The sequence below is a fragment of the Pseudomonas putida genome (genome assembly GCF_002025705.1).
GTDB lineage: Bacteria > Pseudomonadota > Gammaproteobacteria > Pseudomonadales > Pseudomonadaceae > Aquipseudomonas > Aquipseudomonas putida_J.
This window is the reverse complement of sequence record NZ_CP018846.1, coordinates 1,438,504-1,454,520: the sequence shown is the minus strand read 5'-3', so window position 1 is coordinate 1,454,520 and position 16,017 is coordinate 1,438,504. Positions and strand designations below refer to the sequence as shown.

Sequence of the window (16,017 nt, the reverse complement as noted above, 5' to 3'; positions counted from 1 at the left end):
CCCTGCCCGCCTCATGCCTTGTCAAAAGCCAAGCTTATACCTGGCCGGCGGCGCGATCACGCGTTGCTGGTATCCAGCAGCAGACGCTGCTTGACCACATCGACCAGACGATCCGGCTGGAACTTGGAGAGGAAATTGTCGCAACCGACCTTCTTCACCATCGATTCGTTGAAGCTGCCCGACAAGGAAGTGTGCAGCACCACGTAAAGCTTGCGCAGCCGCGCATCGCTGCGAATCTCGGTGGTCAACCGATAGCCGTCCATTTCTGGCATTTCCGCGTCGGTGAAGACCATCAACAGTTTCTCACAGACATCCTCGCCCGCATCGGCCCAGCCCTTGAGCAGGCGCAAGGCCTTCAGACCATCACTGGCCACATGCAGCTTCACCCCAAGCTGCGACAGGGTATCGCGCAGCTGTGCCAGCGCCACGCTGGAGTCGTCCACCAGCAGCACTTCACGGCCACGCGCGCGCGCCAGCACCGGGTCGGCAAGTTTGTCGCCGGAGACCCGGGCGTTGTATGGCACGATTTCGGCCAGCACCTTCTCCACATCGATCACTTCGACCAGCTTGTCATCCACTTTGGTGATGGCGGTCAGGTAATGCTGGCGCCCGGCACTGGAGGGCGGCGGCATGATGGCTTCCCAGTTCATGTTGACGATGCGATCGACGCCACCCACCAGAAACGCCTGCACCGAGCGGTTGTACTCGGTGACGATGATGGTGCTGTCCGGCCCCGGCTGCAGCGGGCGCATGCCGATTGCCTGGGACAGGTCGATCACCGGCAAGGTTTGCCCACGCAGGTTGACCACGCCACAGACGAACGCGTGGCGCTGCGGCATCAGGGTCAGCTTGGGCAGCTGCAGCACTTCCTGCACCTTGAATACGTTGATCGCGAATAACTGGCGGCCGGCCAGGCGGAACATCAGGATTTCCAGACGGTTCTCACCCACTAGCTGCGTGCGTTGGTCTACCGTGTCGAGAATGCCAGCCATTGGAAAACCCCCAGGGTTGTGTCGAAATATAGATAATGATCCGTTCTATATCGGCGCTTTGCTGCGCATCTTGACCCTTGCGCAAAAATGCCCTGCAGGGCAATTGATATCACATTAGCATCATGCTTTACTGCGATACGCCCAGCTTGGATCCACTCCGGGGCAACCTGTCGCACCCTAGGCAGCCTCAGGGAAACCCCTAGGAGCAATCAGGTGCAACCTGATGTTCGCGATATCCTTTAGCCATTAATGTGACGCCATTCTCACTGCATGAATGGAGTCAGGCTTTTGCTAGCGATCGACATGGCGTGGCCATCCCCTGCTCCAGCCCAACGCGCCGGAGTGCCATGATGGACAGCAGCGTCTCTAAAATCGACACCCTGCAGGACTTCCTGCTGGATGCCCAGGTCTTGCTGACCCAGTCCCAGGAATGCCTGCAGCATCTGGAACTGATCGCCAATGATCCGGACGCCTGCCATTGCCTGAACAAAGCCCTCGATACCCTGGCCCGACGCGCCAGCGGCCTGGGCCTGCTTGAAGTTGCCCACTACGCCAGTGTCCTGCATCAGTTGATCACGCCGGCCTGCCAGCGGCAGCGCCTGGGCAGCGAAGCCCTGCCCACGCTCAATGCCTGCCTGACCCTGCTGGCCTGGCAACTGGAACTGATCGACGTGCACACTGGCCGCCTCGCCCTCGACACCTGCGAGCAGGTGACGCTACTGGGCGAACTGGCAGCCACTCTGGATCAGCCATTGCCGCAAACGTGTGCGCCTTGCAACGACAGCGGCAACACTTGCGTGCATCCGCACTCTACGGCACCGGCCAGGCCTCCAGTCAGCCGGCCCGCGCAGCGCCATTAACCGGCCCGGTTTAAAGCAACTAAGCACATGACCCAAGCCGCAAAATGACCGAACTAGTGGAGTACTGCACTAGTTCAACCCCTTGCACTTGAGCGGTCTCTTGCAAGTTGAACTTGCGGCGGCCATCACCCGGCCAAGTAGTGGCACTTTGACACCCGTCAACCCTGCCGAGCACCCTCTGCCGAGCCCGGAAATGCTGAGGTTTCCAAGCATTGCCCAGCCGCGACCAAATCGAACCGAAGTGTTAATATGCGCGCAAACAAATGCCGGCCGGCCCTCTATCTATCGCTTGAAGCCGCGCTCGTCATTTGTTGCCAGCACGACGCCAGAGCCTCTGCCAAGACCTGTGCACGGCCCCCATCAGCAAGACTTCAGTGGCTTCTCAATTCTATGTTCCCACGCTTGAAGATATCTCTGCGCTGCCGTTCACGCGCCACCTTGCTGCGCTGGGCGACGGCACTGCTGTGCGTGGTATCCCTGCTTGCCAACCTGGTCATTTTTGCTGGCGGGCATGGCATGCCAGCGAGCCTGTTGCTCCTGCAACTGGTGGCCACGCTTGGCGTCTGCTGGCACCTCAGCCACGGTGCCAAGTCGATCAGCCTGCGCCCGGCGGAGCTGGCCGGGCGCATGCTCAAGGTCCAGGAAAGCGAGCGCCAGCACCTTAGTCGCGAACTGCATGACGACATCGGTCAGCTGCTCACCGCCGCCAAGATGCAGCTGGAATGGCTGCAGCGCCGTGTACCGGGCGACTTGCAGGAACACTGTGGCAGCTTGCGCAGCACCCTCGAAGACACCCTGAGCAAAGTGCGCGACGTTTCCGCCATCCTCAACCCGCGGCAGCTGGCCAGCCTGGGCCTGGAAGCCAGCCTGCGGGCGCACCTGGTGCGCACCCTGGCAAACACCGACGTGCACTGGAGCCTGGAATGCCATCAGCGCCTGGGTGGCATTACCGAGGAAGTCGCCATGGCGGCGTTTCGCATCACCCAGGAGGCGGTCACCAACATGCTGCGCCATGCCCGGGCACGCAACCTGACCATCCGCCTGCAGCGCAGCGCAGCAGGGCTTGCCCTGACGATCCAGGATGACGGCCAGGGCTTCTTCCCTGCCGCCAACCCCGCCGAAGCCGGCCAGCGCGGCATGGCTGGCATGCAGGAACGCGCCACCGCCCTCAACGGCAGCCTGGCGGTCACCAGCCAGCTCGGCCTGGGCACGACGATCGACGTGCTATTCCCGTGGCCACCCCGTACCCATGAACGCGCCAGGACTACCGCTTCCTCATGACCTGTAGATTGCTGCTGGTGGATGACCACTCGCTGATCCGTGCCGGAGTCCGTGCCCTGGTATCCGATATCCCTGGTTACACCGTGATTGGCGAAGCCGATGACGGCGGCCAGTTGCTCGAGCAGGTTCGCCAACTGACACCGGACATCGTCCTGCTGGACATCTCCATGCGCTCGACCAGTGGCCTCGATGCCCTTACCCAATTGCGCGCCACAGGCAACACCTGCAGGGTGCTGATCCTGTCCATGCACACCGACCCGGACCTGATCATGCGGGCTCTGGAAAGTGGCGCCCATGGCTACCTGCTCAAGGATGCGACGGCAACCGAACTGGAGCAGGCCCTGGCCGCCCTGCGCAATGGCGAGCGTTACCTCAGCCCGGCCATCGCCCATACCGTGATCAACCAGGCACTGATGCGCGCACAGCAAGGCAAACAGCCTGGCGTCGACCGCCACAACCTCACCGCACGGCAACTGGAGATCCTGCGCCTGATCGTGCGCGGCAAGTCCACCCGCGAAATCGCCGCTGGCCTGGGGCTGTCGATCAAGACCGTGGAGACCCACCGTTCGCAGATCATGAAGCGCCTGCAGATCTACGACGTGGCCGGCCTGGTGCTGTTCGCCGTGCGCGAGAAAATCATCAGCCTGGACGACTGATCAGCGGCGAATTCAGCGGCAAGTGCAGGTTCAATGCCTCTGGTACTGCAGCAAAGCGCAGGCTGTCGGCCTGCAGGGGCTCGCCATCGAGGTTGATGTCCAGCCCCTGCGAACACGTGATCTCGACCCACGGCAAACGCGCACGCACGAACAACCCCTCACCCGCCAGCAACTCACGCAACGCGCCGACCATTTCCTGGGGTGCCGGCAGGATGGCGATATCGAGCAGGCCATCATCGACTTGCGCATCCGGGCACAGCACTTGCCCGCCTCCAGCCTGGCGACCGTTGCCGATCCCCAGCGCCAGCAGGTCACCCTGCCACTCGAAACCCGGCCCCGACAGCTCGACCGAAGCGGCCTGCAGCTCGCTGAAGCGCGACAGCCCGGTGAACAGGTAGGCCGCGGCGCCGAGCATTTTCTTCAGGTCTTCAGACGTGCTGGCGGTAACCTGGCTGCCGAAACCGCCGGTGGCCATGTTCAGGAACAATTGATCGCCCACCTGGCCCAGGTCAATCGGCCGTGGCGGTTGCTCCAGCAATGCCAGTGCCTCGGCAGGCTCCAGTGATATGCCGGCGGCCCTGGCGAAATCATTGGCCGTACCCAGCGGCAACAACGCCAGGCTGGCTTCGCTGCGAGCCTGCCCCATGGCTTCGGCGACATCACGCAAGGTGCCATCACCGCCACCCGCGATCACGTGGCCATAGCCGGCCGCCAGCGCTTCGCCAACCAGCCGCCGGGCATCGCCGCCCTCCCAGGTCACCCGCACATCCAGCGTCCAGCCACGCTCGCGCATGGCGCCCACGGCCTGGCGCACCGCTTCGTTCATTGCCTGCTTGCCATGCAGGATCAAGATTGCCTTGCGCTTTGGCATCGTGCGTCTCCGTAGGGGTCTTACCGTCCAGATCTCGACCACAAACATCGCTGAAATGCTGCATCACGCAGGCAAATCCGCTCTGGATTGCGCGCTGAGCGTAAGCATGGTCGAACAAAAAACAGCCAGATTCACATAAATATCATTGAAAGCTTTTCTCATCGGGCGCATCATCGACAAATATTTGGCCTTCATGGATGAAGCTGTAGTGAAAAGTCGGTTTTTTGACTTATCCGCCAAAACCGTGACAGGTCGCGAAGTTCCCCTTCACTGCGCTGTAGCCAGCGCCTAGAGTCGAGGCTGTGAAATGAGCGTTCTGATCCCCTGCATCATCGCTGGCGGTGCCGGCACCCGCCTGTGGCCGGTTTCTCGCGAAGCCATGCCCAAACCCTTCATGCGCTTGCCCGATGGCCAGAGCCTGCTGCAGAAAACCTTCGCCCGCGCTGCGGCGCTACCGGGCGTCGAACGGGTACTGACAGTGACCAACCGGGAAGTGTTCTTCCGCACCCAGGACGAGTACCGCCAGGTCAACCCCGACAACCTCGCCCTTGACTACCTGCTGGAAACCAACGGTCGCAATACCGCCCCCGCCATCGCCGCAGCCGCACTGCACTGTGCCAGCCATTACGGCCACGACAGCGTGCTGCTGGTGTTGCCAGCCGATCACCTGATCCAGGACACCGAGGCCTTCGCCAGCGCCGTCGAGCAGGCTCGGCAACTGGCCAACGATGGCTGGCTTGCCACCTTCGGCCTGCTGCCCAGCCGCGCCGAAACCGGCTTCGGCTACATCGAGCAAGGCCAGGCCATCGGCAAGCATGCGCATCAGGTGAGCTGCTTCGTGGAGAAGCCCGATGCCCTCACCGCCCGCGACTACCTCGAAGGCGGCCGCCACCTGTGGAATGCCGGCATGTTCTGCCTGCGTGTGGGCACCGTGCTCGCCGAGCTGCAGGCGCATGCACCAGAACTGCTCGCCTGCGTGACTTGCTGCCTGGAGCAGAGCGCGACCAAGGAAGGCGACAAGGCGCTGCAGGTGGAGCTGGACCCGGACAGTTTTGCCCTGGCCGAGGACATCTCCATCGACTACGCCCTGATGGAACGTTCCGACAAGGTTGCCGTGGTGCCCTGCGAGCTGGGCTGGAGCGACATCGGCAGCTGGGAGGCGGTCCGCGAACTGCGCCACACCGACGATGACGGCAACCACTGCAACGGTGAAGCCGTGCTGCACGACGTGACAAACTGCTACATCGACTCGCCAAAGCGCCTGGTCGGTGCCGTCGGCCTGGACAACCTGATCGTCATCGACACCCCTGACGCCTTGCTGATCGCCGACGCCGCGCGCAGCCAGGAGGTCAAGGTGATTGCCCAGCAGCTCAAGCACCAGGGCCATGAAGCCTACCGCCTGCACCGTACCGTCACCCGCCCCTGGGGCATGTACACCGTGCTCGAGGAAGGCCCGCGCTTCAAGATCAAGCGGATCATGGTACGCCCTGGCGAATCGCTGTCGCTGCAGATGCACCACCACCGCAGCGAGCACTGGATCATCGTCAGCGGCATGGCCTGCGTGACCAACGGCGAAGAGGAATTTCTGCTCGACACCAACGAGTCGACCTTCATCAAACCCGGCCGCACCCACCGCCTGACCAACCCCGGCGTCATCGATCTGGTGATGATCGAAGTACAAAGTGGCGAGTACCTGGGCGAAGACGACATCGTGCGCTTTACTGATATTTACGGACGCGTCCCGGCCGCAGCCATCGGCTGAGGGCTGGCGGACGCGTTTTTTGTCCGCAGCCTTCAGCGAGGTTTCCGGTTCATGCGCATTCTCTGGACACTGCCCTACCTGCCCTGGCCCACTACCAGTGGCAGCAAGACCCGGCAATACCACCTGCTGCGCGCCCTCGCGCAGCAGGGCCACCGGATCACCTTGCTGGTGCAGTCGAAGATACCCTTGTGCGATGCCGCCCGCGAAGCCCTCGAACCTTTGCTCGAACGCCTCATCGTGCTACCCCGGCGCCCGCTGCACAGCCCGCTCAACCTGCTTGCTTCGCCGATCATCGACTACCCGATGCGGGCCATCATCAATGGCCTCGCTCCCGGCCTGAGGCACCAGTTCGAGCAGTTGCTGGACGAAGCCTGGGACGTTATCCAGATCGAACACAGCTATAGCTTCCAGCCTTTCGAAAAAGCGCTGCAAGCACGCCAGCTGCCCTACATGCTCAGCGAACATAACCTGGAATCGGTGACCGGTGCAGCCTGTCATGACCGCCTGCCGCTGTGGCTACGCCCACTCAACGCCTTCGACCGTTGGCGTTATCGGCGCTGGGAGCAGCGTGTGCTGCGCCAGCCCAGCGAAGTGGTGGCCGTAAGCCCGCATGATGCCGAGCTGATCAGCCAGGTGAGCGGCCGCCCGGTCAACGTAGTGGTCAACGGCGTCGATTGCGACTACTACCAGAACGTCAGTCCGGCCCTTCACAGCCAGCGTCTGCTGTTCGTCGGCAACTTCGAGTACGCCGCCAATGTGGAGGCCATCGAATGGGCCCTGGAAGAGATCCTGCCCCAGGTGTGGATGAGCAACCCGGCGGTACGCCTGGCCATTGCCGGGCATGCCTTGCCGACCAGCTGGAAATTACGCTGGAACGACCCGCGTATCGAATGGGTTGGTTATCGCCCTGACCTGCGCGAGCTGCAACGCCGTTCCGCATTGTTCTTCGCACCCTTGCGCTATGCCGGTGGCTCCAAGGTAAAGATCCTCGAAGCCATGGCCGCCGGGTTGCCGGTGATCAGCACTGGCAAAGGCGTATCAGGCCTGGCCGCCAATAACGGCGAGCACTACCTGGGCAGTGACGACGGCGACCAGTTGGCGCTGCATATCACCCAACTGCTCAACCAGCCGTGGCGCATGTGCCAGCTGAGCGAGGCCGGCCGCCAGTTTGCCCGCAATCGCCACGACTGGAGCGTGGCGGCCCAGCAGCTGGAAACGGTGCACATGCGCCTCACCCAGTCGGCACCGGCCGACGCCACGCAAGGCGGTGGCGCCTGGCTCGGGCGCTCAGCCGAGTAGTTCGCTCAGCGGTATGAACGGCACGCTGTCACCCGGCTGCGGCGTGCTGCCTTCGCGCACCTCTACCAGCCCCTCGGCCCAGGCAGCGCTGCGCAGCACGCCAGAGCTCTGGTTCTTGTAGATGCGCACCTGGCCATTGTCGATACGCGCGCGCAGGTACTCGCGGCGGGTGCCGGCCTTGGTCCATTCGAACCCGGCTGGTACGTCGAAGCGTAACGGCGTGACATCGGCTACGCCCTGGCGGCGCAGCAGGTAAGGCCGGGTCAGAAGGCCGAACGTGACCAGGGTCGACGCCGGGTTGCCGGGCAGGCCGATCACCGGCACGCCGCGGTAATGCCCAAATGTCAGCGGCTTGCCAGGCTTGATGGCCAGCTTCCACAAGGCCAGCTCGCCCGCTTCGCGCAGTGCGGCGCCAAGGTAGTCGGCCTCACCCACGGAAACACCACCGGTGGACAGGATCAGGTCGACATCACCCAGGCCGCCCAGGCATTCACGGGTACGTTGCAGGTCATCGGGGAGAATGCCCATGTCGCGTACTTCGCAACCCAACCGTTGCAGCCAGCTGACCAGCAGGCGCCGGTTGCTGTTGTAGATTTGCCCCGGGCCCAGTGGCAGGCCGGGCTCGACCAGCTCATCACCGGTGGACAGCACCGCCACCCGCACCCGCCGCACCACCTGTAAATGCGCATGCCCCAGGGTCGCCGCCAGGCCCAGCTCGATGGGCCCAAGCCGCGTGCCAGCGGCCATCACCTGCTCGCCCTTGCGGGTTTCCTGGCCCTGAGGGCGAACGTTCTGATCAAGCGTCAGCGCTTCGAGGAAGCGTACCCGACCATCTTCCAGCACCTCGGTGTTTTCCTGCATCTCGACGCAGTCGGCACCTGCCGGCATCGGTGCACCAGTGAAGATCCGCGCACAGGTACCGGGCTGCAGAGGCTCGGGAGCATGCCCGGCGAAAATCCGCTGGCTGACAGGCAATGGCTCGGCCTGCAGATCGGCCAGGCGCAAGGCGTAACCGTCCATGGCGCTGTTCGGCCACGGCGGCAGGTCGAGCGTGGCCACCAGCTCGGTGGCCAGTACGCGGCCTTCAGCTTCGGCCAGCGAGACGCTTTCGGTTTCCTTGATCGGTGCGGCTTCGGCCAGCGCCAGCAGGCGCTCCAAGGCTTCTTCCACCGGCATCAGTGGCCGGGCAGCCGGCGCCTCAGCCACGGCTGTCACAGGCCGCTGCCTGCTTCAGGTGAGCGACGAAATTGCACGGCCGATGGCGGGCGTCCAGCTGTTCGGCGAGGATGCCGTCCCAACCGGTGCGCACGGCATTGGTCGAGCCCGGCAGGCAGCACACCAAGGTGCCATTGGCCAGGCCGGCCAGGGCGCGCGACTGCACGGTGGAGGTGCCGATATCGGCCACGGAAATCTGCCGGAACAGTTCGCCGAAGCCCTCGACCTGCTTGTCCAGCAGGCAGGCGACAGCCTCCGGCGTGCTGTCACGGCCGGTAAAGCCGGTACCACCGGTGATCAGCACGACCTGCACGCTGTCATCGGCGATCCAGGTGGCGACCTGGGCGCGGATCTTGTACAGGTCGTCCTTGAGCAGCACGCGCGCGGCCAGTTTGTGGCCAGCAGCGGTGAGTCGGTCGACGAAGGTCTGGCCGGATGTATCGGTTTCGAAAGTGCGGGTGTCGCTGACCGTGAGCACGGCAATGTTCAGCGCCACGAAGGGGGTATCTGCCTTGGCTTTCATGGGTGTCCGTCGCAGGGAAAGGGGGATGGCCGCAGTTATATCACAGCCGGCCCGGGCGACAGTGCAGGCAGGCACAGGTCAATACCCCGGGCTTGCCGCTATGCTGGAATGAAAAGGAACTTGCGTGGACGCCCTGCGTCATAAAGAAAACTTGCACCATTGCACTGGAGAAAGACGATGATTCAACGGACCCTTCCCGCCTTCCTGCTCGCCTTGGGCCTCGGCGCCCTTGCCGGCTGCGCATCACCGACCGTGATCACCCTGAACGACGGCCGCGAAATCCAGGCAGTGGACACCCCATCCTTTGACGAGGACTCCGGTTTCTACGAATTCGAACAGCTCGACGGCAAGCGTACACGCCTGAACAAGGACCAGATCCGCACCGTCAAAGAGCTCTGATCTCGCAGTTTTTTTGGCATAAGCCCTTTAAACAACAAGGGCTTGCACCCGAAAAACCTATGCAGTAGGATTTTGTTCATCGGAGTGTAGCGCAGCCAGGTAGCGCGTCTCGTTCGGGACGAGAAGGCCGCAGGTTCGAATCCTGTCTCTCCGACCAGAATCCAGCTCAAAAAGCCCGCCTTGTGCGGGCTTTTTGTTGTGCTCTGGAAAGTGCACGGGCTAATCAGTTGACCGCTGTCACCTGCTCAGCCTGCACCGGCACATAGAGCAACTGCAGACGCGAACTGCTCCACTCACGGGTACGGTTGGTCAGTTCGATGTCGTTGTTCAGCTTCTGCCCGTAGCTCGGCACGATTTCCTTCAGGCGCGCTTGCCACTCCGGTGTCTTGACGCGGTCCTTGAAGGTCTTTTCCAGCACGGCCAGCATGATCGGCGCGGCCGTCGAGGCACCCGGCGAAGCCCCCAGCAGCGCGGCGATACTGCCATCCTGCGCAGCTACCACTTCGGTACCGAACTGCAGGATGCCACCGAGTACCGGGTCCTTCTTGATCACCTGCACGCGCTGGCCAGCCTGCAGCAGCTTCCAGTCCTCGTTCCTGGCGTTGGGGAAGTACTCGCGCAGGGCATGCATGCGATCGTCGAAACTGAGCATCAGCTGGCCCATCAGGTAAGTGCTGAGGTCGAGGTTGTCGATCCCGGCATTCACCATCGGCAGGATGTTGTGGCTGGTAAGCGAGGCGAACATGTCCAGCAACGAACCGTGCTTGAGGTACTTGGTGGAGAAGGTCGCGAACGGGCCGAACAGCAACACTTCACGGCCATCGATCACTCGGGTGTCCAGGTGCGGTACCGACATCGGTGGCGCACCGACCGAGGCCTTGCCATACAGCTTGGCCTTGTGGCGGGCGACGATGTCCGGGTTGTCGGTCATCAGGAACTGGCCACCGACCGGGAAGCCCGCATAACCGTCCGCCTCAGGGATACCCGACTTCTGCAGCAGCTTCAGCGCGCCGCCACCGGCCCCGATGAACACGAACCGGGCATTGACGCTGGCCTCCTTGCCACCTTGGGCAAGGTCAGCCACCACCACCTTCCAGCTGCCATCGGCGTTACGCACGATATCGCGTACTTCATGGCTCAGGTGCAGCTTGACGTTGGGGTTGCGGGTCATCGAGGCAAACAGCTGGCGAGTGATCTCGCCGAAGTTCACGTCGGTACCAATGGCCATGCGCGTGGCGGCCACTTTCTGCTGCGGGTCACGGCCCTCCATCACCAGTGGCACCCACTTGCGGATCTGCTCGTGGTCTTCGCTGATTTCCATGCCGCGGAACAGCGAGCTGTGCTGCAGGGCAGCGACGCGCTTGTGCAGGAAGGCGATGTTCTCGTCACCCCAGACGAAGCTCATGTGTGGCACGTTGTTGATGAACGACTTGGGGTTGTTGAGCACGCCCTGTTCGACCTGGTAAGCCCAGAACTGCTTGGAAATCTCGAACTGCTCATTGACCCCGACGGCCTTGCTGATATCGATGCTGCCGTCCTTGCCTTCGCTGGTGTAGTTCAGCTCGCAGAACGCCGAGTGGCCGGTACCGGCATTGTTCCAGGCATTGGAGCTTTCTTCGGCAACCTGGTCCATGCGCTCGTAGACGCCGACCTTCCAGTTTGGCTCCAGTTCGGTGAGATAAGTCCCCAAGCTCGCACTCATGATGCCACCGCCGATCAGCAGCACATCGACGGTGGTTTCAGGCGCTTCGGGTTTGGAGCAGCCGATGACGCCCAGGCAGAGGAACGTCAGCAGAAATTTCTTCATTGATGTTGTCCAGTTGTTGTGTACACGCGCGCCGCACAGAGCAGGGAGCATGCCAACTGGGTTTGAGCCAATGAATAAGGGCGTGGCAGCGCGTCGCATGGCGACATTCCGCCACAGCGGGATCGGTTTTATCCTGGCAGATGGCGGGTTTCCCCCCTGGGGGCGCTTCGCGCCCCTTTCGCGACACGAGGCCGCTCCTACAAGACTATGCGGCCTCCTGGAGCGACCTTGCCGGGGCGCCGGACCGGTCGGAAAGGGCCGCTGTGCGGCCCCGGCTGCATCAGGCAGTAAGGCGCGAAGTGACCTCACCCAACTGCCCCGACAGCCCATGCAGGCGCTGCCCCGCCTGCTCGGTATGCTGCACCGCCTGCTGGTTGGCCGTGGCAATCCGGGTGATTTCGATAAGGTTGCGCGAAATGTCCTCGGCCACGCTGGTCTGCTCTTCGGCCGCCGTGGCGATCTGCCGGTTCATGTCACGGATTGCCTCCACTGCCAACGTGATGCGCTGCAGCATCTGCCCGGCCTGCTGCACCTGCTCGGCGCCCTCCTCGCTGCGTTGCTGGCCGCTCTCGATGGCCTTGACCGCCTCCACCGCGCCCGACTGCACGGCTTCGATAATCTGATGAATCTCGGCGATCGACGCTGCAGTACGCTGAGCCAGGCTGCGCACCTCGTCGGCGACCACGGCAAAGCCACGCCCGGCCTCACCCGCGCGGGCGGCCTCGATGGCGGCATTGAGTGCCAGCAGGTTGGTCTGCTCGGCGATGCCGCGAATCACTTCCAGCACCTTGCCGATGCGTGAACTGTCATTTTCCAGGTCGCGGATGACTGCGGCAGTGCCGGCAATCTCGCGGTTGACCACACCGATGATGTCGATGGTCTGCTGCATCACCTGCTCGCCAGCCTGGGCACTGTGGTCGGCGTCGTCGGCGGCGCGTGCCGCCTCGGCAGCGTGGCGGGCCACTTCCTGGGCGGTGGCGGACATCTCGTGCATGGCCGTGGCGACCTGGTCGGTACGCTGGAACTGGTCGTGGGTGCCACGGGCCATGTCACCTGCGATGTTGCGTAACTGGCCACTGGCACCTTCCAGCTCCTGGGCGTTGTCCTTCAGCCGGCCAACGGTCTCGGCGAGAAAGTCACGCAGGGTATTGGCAGCTCGCGCCAGGCGGCCCAGCTCGTCCTCGCGACGGCTGTCGACGCGTGCGGCGAAGTGGCCCTGGCTCAGTTGCGCAACGTATTCGATCAGTTGGCCGATCGGCTGGATCAGGCTGCGGTTGACCCGCCACAGGCTGAGCAGGCCGACCAGCAACGCCGAACCGAGCATCACCAGCACGCCCAGCCATACGGTGCGTTCGGCATCGGCATTGATCTGGGCGGCCCGGGCCCGGGCGTCGGCGCGCAATTGCTCGACCAACGCGCTCATCTGCTCGCTGGCCGCCCGATCCACGCCCTTCACCGCCTGGTCACCGGCTACCGGATCACCACCCGCCGCCAGAAACGCCTGGCGCCCCTGCTCGTAGGCCTGGCCCAGCTGCCGATGGCTGTCACGCAATTGCTGCAAAGGCGCCTTGAGCTTGTCGTCACTGCTGTCGATCAGTTGCCCCAGCAGCTGTTGCACCTGTTGCTCACGGGCCTGGAACTGCTGCCAGTATTTTTCCAGCTCGGCTGGCTGGCGCCCACGCAGCAGCACATTCTTCCATTCCTGCACCTGGATCTTGAACTGCAGGTTGGCTTCGTCGATCAATTGCGAGGCCCGCAGCGGCCCGTCCACCAGTTCGCCATAACCACGCACGCTGGAGGACAGGAACTGGAAGCACACCAGGGCGATCAGCAGCATGGTCGCCAGGCTGCCGCCGAGCAGGGTGAGAATTTGCACTCTGAGTGATTTACGCAACATCGCGGATCTCGGGAACAAGGAATAAGGAAATGGCGCGCCATTGCAGCGCCGCGACAGACATCCGTGTCCTCGTTCGCAGGCCAAAAAAAAGCTGCCATCAATCGATAGCAGCCAGGTCGAGCACTTACGCAACAGTTGAATTCAATACTCTCAGGCAATTGCTACAGAAATGTTACAAGTACGCGACACTTAGCCCGTGGTGAACTGCAACTCGGCCAGGCGAGCGTACAACGGGCTTTCCTCGATCAACTGCCGATGCGTGCCGACCGCGACCACCCGCCCCTTGTCGATCACCGCAATGCGTTCGGCGTGCTGTACCGTGGCCAGGCGGTGCGCAATGACCAGCGTGGTACGCCCGGCCATCAGGCTCGGCAGCGCCTGCTGAATCAGGTGCTCGCTTTGCGCATCGAGGGCGCTGGTGGCCTCGTCAAGCAGCAGGATCGGAGCATCCACCAGCAGCGCCCGGGCGATTGCAAGACGCTGCTTTTGCCCGCCGGAGAGGCCGACGCCGCCCTCGCCCAACGGCGTCTGGTAACCCTGTGGCAGTTGCCGAATGAACTCGTCGGCATGGGCACCGCGGGCTGCCGCCTCGACTTCAGCCAAGGTCGCCTCGGGCCGACCGTAGCGGATGTTCGCCTCGACCGTGCCGCGGAACAGTGAAGGGTTCTGCGCCACCAGGGCAAACTGGCGGCGCAGGTCGTCCGGATCCAGCGCCGTGATCGGCTGGCCATCGAGCAGGATCCGCCCCTGTTGCGGATCGTAGAAACGCAACAGCAGGTCGAACAGGGTCGACTTGCCCGCCCCCGACGGCCCCACAAGCGCCACGGTCTGGCCTGGCTCGATGGTCAGGCTCAGGTGATCGATGGCAGCCACCGAAGGCCGCGAGGGATAGGCGAAGGTCAACTGCTGCAGTTCGATGCGTCCACTGGCACGCTGCTGCGCCAGGTTCGCGGGGGCTTCAGGTGTCAGAATCGTGCTGTTCGCCGCCAACAGTTCGGCTATGCGCTCGGCGGCCCCAGCGGCGCGCTGCAATTCGCCGATCACTTCACTCAGGGTGCCGAAGGCACTGCCGACGATCAGGCTGTAGAACACGAACGCTGCCAGTTCCCCTGCGGAAATGCGCCCGGCGATCACATCCATGCCGCCCACCCACAGCATCACCCCGACCGCGCCCAGCACCAGCACGATCACCAAGGTGATCAGCCAGGCACGCTGGGCAATCCGTTGCCGGGCCACGGCGAACGCGGCTTCCACGGTACCAGCGAACAGCTCGCGGTCGAGTGCCTGGTGGTTGTACGCCTGCACGGTCTTGATCTGGCCCAGGGTCTCGGCCACATAGCTGCCCACGTCGGCCACCCGGTCCTGGCTCTGCCGCGACAGGCGGCGCACCCGCCGGCCAAACAGCAGGATTGGCGCCAGCACCAGTGGCAAGGCCACCACCACGATGCTGGTGAGCTTGGGGTTGGTAAAGAACAGCAACACCACGCCACCAATCACCATCAGCGCATTGCGCAGGAACATCGACAGCGACGAGCCGATCACCGATTGCAGCAAGGTCGTGTCGGCGGTCAGCCGTGACTGGATCTCGGAGCTGCGGTTGTCCTCGAAAAAGCCCGGGTGCAAGCCCACCAGATGATTGAATACCTCGCGGCGGATATCGGCAACGCAGCGCTCGCCGATCCACGACACCAGGTAGAAGCGGCTGAATGTGCCCGCCGCCAGGGCCAGCACCAGTATCAGGAACAGCCCGATAGTCTGGTTCAGCTGGTGCGCCGAGCGGGTCATGAAGCCCTGATCGACCAACAAGCGGATACCTTGGCCCATGGACAAAGTGATGGCGGCGGTGACGACCAGCGCCAGCAAGGCCAGCAACGCCTGACGGCGGTAGGGGCGCATGAACTGCCAGGCCAGGCGCAGAGCGCGGCGTTGGCGAGAGGAAGCCGGATCGGGCATGGCGTGGACCACAATTGCAGGAAGATTGAAGACTACCATTCATCCATGCCGGCAGTGCCTATAACCCATCGTTCTAACAGGCCTCTGGAGCTTTGCCGCGCTTTCTGCTGGACTGTTCAGGCCTTGGTGCCCGTCAACTTTTGTAACAGGCCAGTCATGGCACAGGTTTAACCTGAGCCGGAACCTGATGAGGAGAGATGCAATGAGCTTGCAACATGGCAGCGACACCGTGAAAGCGCAGAACAAACCACAGCCCAAGGCCTGTGGTTCGATCATCGACGCCCAGGGCCGCGAGATCGAAATTACCGAGCAGATGATCCAGAAAGCCTGCAAGGAGCTGGAAGACAGCCGCGTGAAGAAAGTACGCCAAGGCTGAAGCACGAATGCTTTGAAACCCGGCTTTATGCCGGGTTTTTTATTTCACCTGCACTGGCCTCTTCGCGGGCAAGTCGGGGCGCCGAACCGCCGCTCCCACAGACTCATCACTCCCCTTGATGCAGGG

14 protein-coding genes, 1 tRNA gene and 1 pseudogene are annotated in these 16,017 nt (G+C 63.1%); 8 read left to right on the top strand and 8 right to left on the bottom strand.

The genetic code is table 11. From position 1 onward, the window contains the following. Window positions 1-56: 56 nt before the first annotated feature. A complete protein-coding gene (locus tag BUQ73_RS06660; protein ID WP_027919546.1) occupies window positions 57-992 on the bottom strand; it encodes a chemotaxis protein CheV in 936 nt (311 codons plus the stop codon). Between the two features lie 350 nt (window positions 993-1,342). On the opposite strand from BUQ73_RS06660, the gene BUQ73_RS06655 reads away from it, so the two are divergent. The 3 genes from BUQ73_RS06655 (at window position 1,343) to BUQ73_RS06645 (ending at window position 3,789) form a co-directional block, all read left to right on the top strand. Beyond that, window positions 1,343-1,852 carry a histidine kinase gene (locus BUQ73_RS06655; protein WP_079227145.1) on the top strand — a complete coding sequence of 170 codons (510 nt, stop codon included), beginning with the start codon at window positions 1,343-1,345 and terminating at the stop codon, window positions 1,850-1,852. Window positions 1,853-2,242: 390 nt separating this feature from the next. After that, window positions 2,243-3,133: a sensor histidine kinase gene (locus BUQ73_RS06650; RefSeq protein WP_079227144.1), complete on the top strand. Its 891-nt coding sequence runs from the start codon at window positions 2,243-2,245 to the stop codon at window positions 3,131-3,133. Further along, window positions 3,130-3,789, top strand: a complete 660-nt coding sequence (locus BUQ73_RS06645; RefSeq protein WP_079227143.1) for a response regulator — start codon at window positions 3,130-3,132, stop codon at window positions 3,787-3,789. The genes BUQ73_RS06650 and BUQ73_RS06645 overlap by 4 nt, the downstream gene beginning before the upstream one ends. Here BUQ73_RS06645 and yegS read toward each other — a convergent pair. Next, window positions 3,773-4,660 carry a lipid kinase YegS gene (yegS, locus tag BUQ73_RS06640; RefSeq protein ID WP_079227142.1) on the bottom strand — a complete coding sequence of 296 codons (888 nt, stop codon included), beginning with the start codon at window positions 4,658-4,660 and terminating at the stop codon, window positions 3,773-3,775. The two genes, BUQ73_RS06645 and yegS, sit on opposite strands and share 17 nt — an antisense overlap. A gap of 307 nt (window positions 4,661-4,967) precedes the next feature. Between yegS and BUQ73_RS06635 the strand changes: the two genes are divergently transcribed. Further along, window positions 4,968-6,422 carry a mannose-1-phosphate guanylyltransferase/mannose-6-phosphate isomerase gene (locus BUQ73_RS06635; RefSeq protein ID WP_079227141.1) on the top strand — a complete coding sequence of 485 codons (1,455 nt, stop codon included), beginning with the start codon at window positions 4,968-4,970 and terminating at the stop codon, window positions 6,420-6,422. Window positions 6,423-6,473: 51 nt separating this feature from the next. Next, window positions 6,474-7,721 carry a glycosyltransferase family 4 protein gene (locus BUQ73_RS06630; protein ID WP_079227140.1) on the top strand — a complete coding sequence of 416 codons (1,248 nt, stop codon included), beginning with the start codon at window positions 6,474-6,476 and terminating at the stop codon, window positions 7,719-7,721. Here the strand turns inward: BUQ73_RS06630 and glp are convergent. Together glp and moaB are read right to left on the bottom strand one after the other, a co-directional pair. Next, on the bottom strand, window positions 7,710-8,936 hold the full coding sequence (glp, locus tag BUQ73_RS06625) for a gephyrin-like molybdotransferase Glp (protein ID WP_079227139.1): 1,227 nt from the start codon (window positions 8,934-8,936) through the stop codon (window positions 7,710-7,712). The genes BUQ73_RS06630 and glp overlap by 12 nt on opposite strands. Then, the gene (gene moaB / locus BUQ73_RS06620) at window positions 8,920-9,459 is read right to left on the bottom strand and encodes a molybdenum cofactor biosynthesis protein B (protein WP_079227138.1); all 540 of its coding nucleotides are present in this window, start codon (window positions 9,457-9,459) and stop codon (window positions 8,920-8,922) included. Before moaB ends, glp begins: the two co-directional genes overlap by 17 nt. 177 nt (window positions 9,460-9,636) lie before the next feature. Between moaB and BUQ73_RS06615 the strand changes: the two genes are divergently transcribed. Together BUQ73_RS06615 and BUQ73_RS06610 are read left to right on the top strand one after the other, a co-directional pair. Further along, on the top strand, window positions 9,637-9,858 hold the full coding sequence (locus BUQ73_RS06615; protein ID WP_027596642.1) for a YgdI/YgdR family lipoprotein: 222 nt from the start codon (window positions 9,637-9,639) through the stop codon (window positions 9,856-9,858). An 80-nt stretch (window positions 9,859-9,938) separates the two neighbouring features. Then, window positions 9,939-10,015, top strand: a tRNA-Pro gene (locus BUQ73_RS06610). A 66-nt stretch (window positions 10,016-10,081) separates the two neighbouring features. Here BUQ73_RS06610 and mqo read toward each other — a convergent pair. From mqo to BUQ73_RS06595, 4 genes and pseudogenes are all read right to left on the bottom strand, one after another. Then, window positions 10,082-11,665 carry a malate dehydrogenase (quinone) gene (mqo, locus tag BUQ73_RS06605; RefSeq protein ID WP_079227137.1) on the bottom strand — a complete coding sequence of 528 codons (1,584 nt, stop codon included), beginning with the start codon at window positions 11,663-11,665 and terminating at the stop codon, window positions 10,082-10,084. A gap of 280 nt (window positions 11,666-11,945) precedes the next feature. Further along, window positions 11,946-12,650, bottom strand: a complete 705-nt coding sequence (locus BUQ73_RS28900) for a methyl-accepting chemotaxis protein (protein ID WP_371260259.1) — start codon at window positions 12,648-12,650, stop codon at window positions 11,946-11,948. 228 nt (window positions 12,651-12,878) lie between these two features. After that, window positions 12,879-12,989: pseudogene (locus tag BUQ73_RS28895) on the bottom strand (hypothetical protein); the annotation flags it as partial. Between the two features lie 762 nt (window positions 12,990-13,751). Next, entirely contained in the window at window positions 13,752-15,515 is a 1,764-nt protein-coding gene (locus tag BUQ73_RS06595) for an ABC transporter transmembrane domain-containing protein (protein ID WP_079227135.1), read from the bottom strand. A gap of 202 nt (window positions 15,516-15,717) precedes the next feature. Between BUQ73_RS06595 and BUQ73_RS28465 the strand changes: the two genes are divergently transcribed. Then, window positions 15,718-15,891 carry a PA1571 family protein gene (locus BUQ73_RS28465; RefSeq protein WP_192858689.1) on the top strand — a complete coding sequence of 58 codons (174 nt, stop codon included), beginning with the start codon at window positions 15,718-15,720 and terminating at the stop codon, window positions 15,889-15,891. Window positions 15,892-16,017: the final 126 nt, after the last annotated feature.

Excerpts from the sequence above, each read along its gene's own strand:
- BUQ73_RS06660 (WP_027919546.1), bottom strand. The coding sequence starts at position 992 with ATGGCTGGCATTCTCGACACGGTAGACCAACGCACGCAGCTAGTGGGT.
- BUQ73_RS06655 (WP_079227145.1), top strand. The coding sequence starts at position 1,343 with ATGGACAGCAGCGTCTCTAAAATCGACACCCTGCAGGACTTCCTGCTG.
- BUQ73_RS06650 (WP_079227144.1), top strand. The coding sequence starts at position 2,243 with ATGTTCCCACGCTTGAAGATATCTCTGCGCTGCCGTTCACGCGCCACC.
- BUQ73_RS06645 (WP_079227143.1), top strand. The coding sequence starts at position 3,130 with ATGACCTGTAGATTGCTGCTGGTGGATGACCACTCGCTGATCCGTGCC.
- yegS (WP_079227142.1), bottom strand. The coding sequence starts at position 4,660 with ATGCCAAAGCGCAAGGCAATCTTGATCCTGCATGGCAAGCAGGCAATG.
- BUQ73_RS06635 (WP_079227141.1), top strand. The coding sequence starts at position 4,968 with ATGAGCGTTCTGATCCCCTGCATCATCGCTGGCGGTGCCGGCACCCGC.
- BUQ73_RS06630 (WP_079227140.1), top strand. The coding sequence starts at position 6,474 with ATGCGCATTCTCTGGACACTGCCCTACCTGCCCTGGCCCACTACCAGT.
- moaB (WP_079227138.1), bottom strand. The coding sequence starts at position 9,459 with ATGAAAGCCAAGGCAGATACCCCCTTCGTGGCGCTGAACATTGCCGTG.
- BUQ73_RS06615 (WP_027596642.1), top strand. The coding sequence starts at position 9,637 with ATGATTCAACGGACCCTTCCCGCCTTCCTGCTCGCCTTGGGCCTCGGC.
- mqo (WP_079227137.1), bottom strand. The coding sequence starts at position 11,665 with ATGAAGAAATTTCTGCTGACGTTCCTCTGCCTGGGCGTCATCGGCTGC.
- BUQ73_RS28900 (WP_371260259.1), bottom strand. The coding sequence starts at position 12,650 with ATGTCCGCCACCGCCCAGGAAGTGGCCCGCCACGCTGCCGAGGCGGCA.
- BUQ73_RS06595 (WP_079227135.1), bottom strand. The coding sequence starts at position 15,515 with ATGCCCGATCCGGCTTCCTCTCGCCAACGCCGCGCTCTGCGCCTGGCC.
- BUQ73_RS28465 (WP_192858689.1), top strand. The coding sequence starts at position 15,718 with ATGAGCTTGCAACATGGCAGCGACACCGTGAAAGCGCAGAACAAACCA.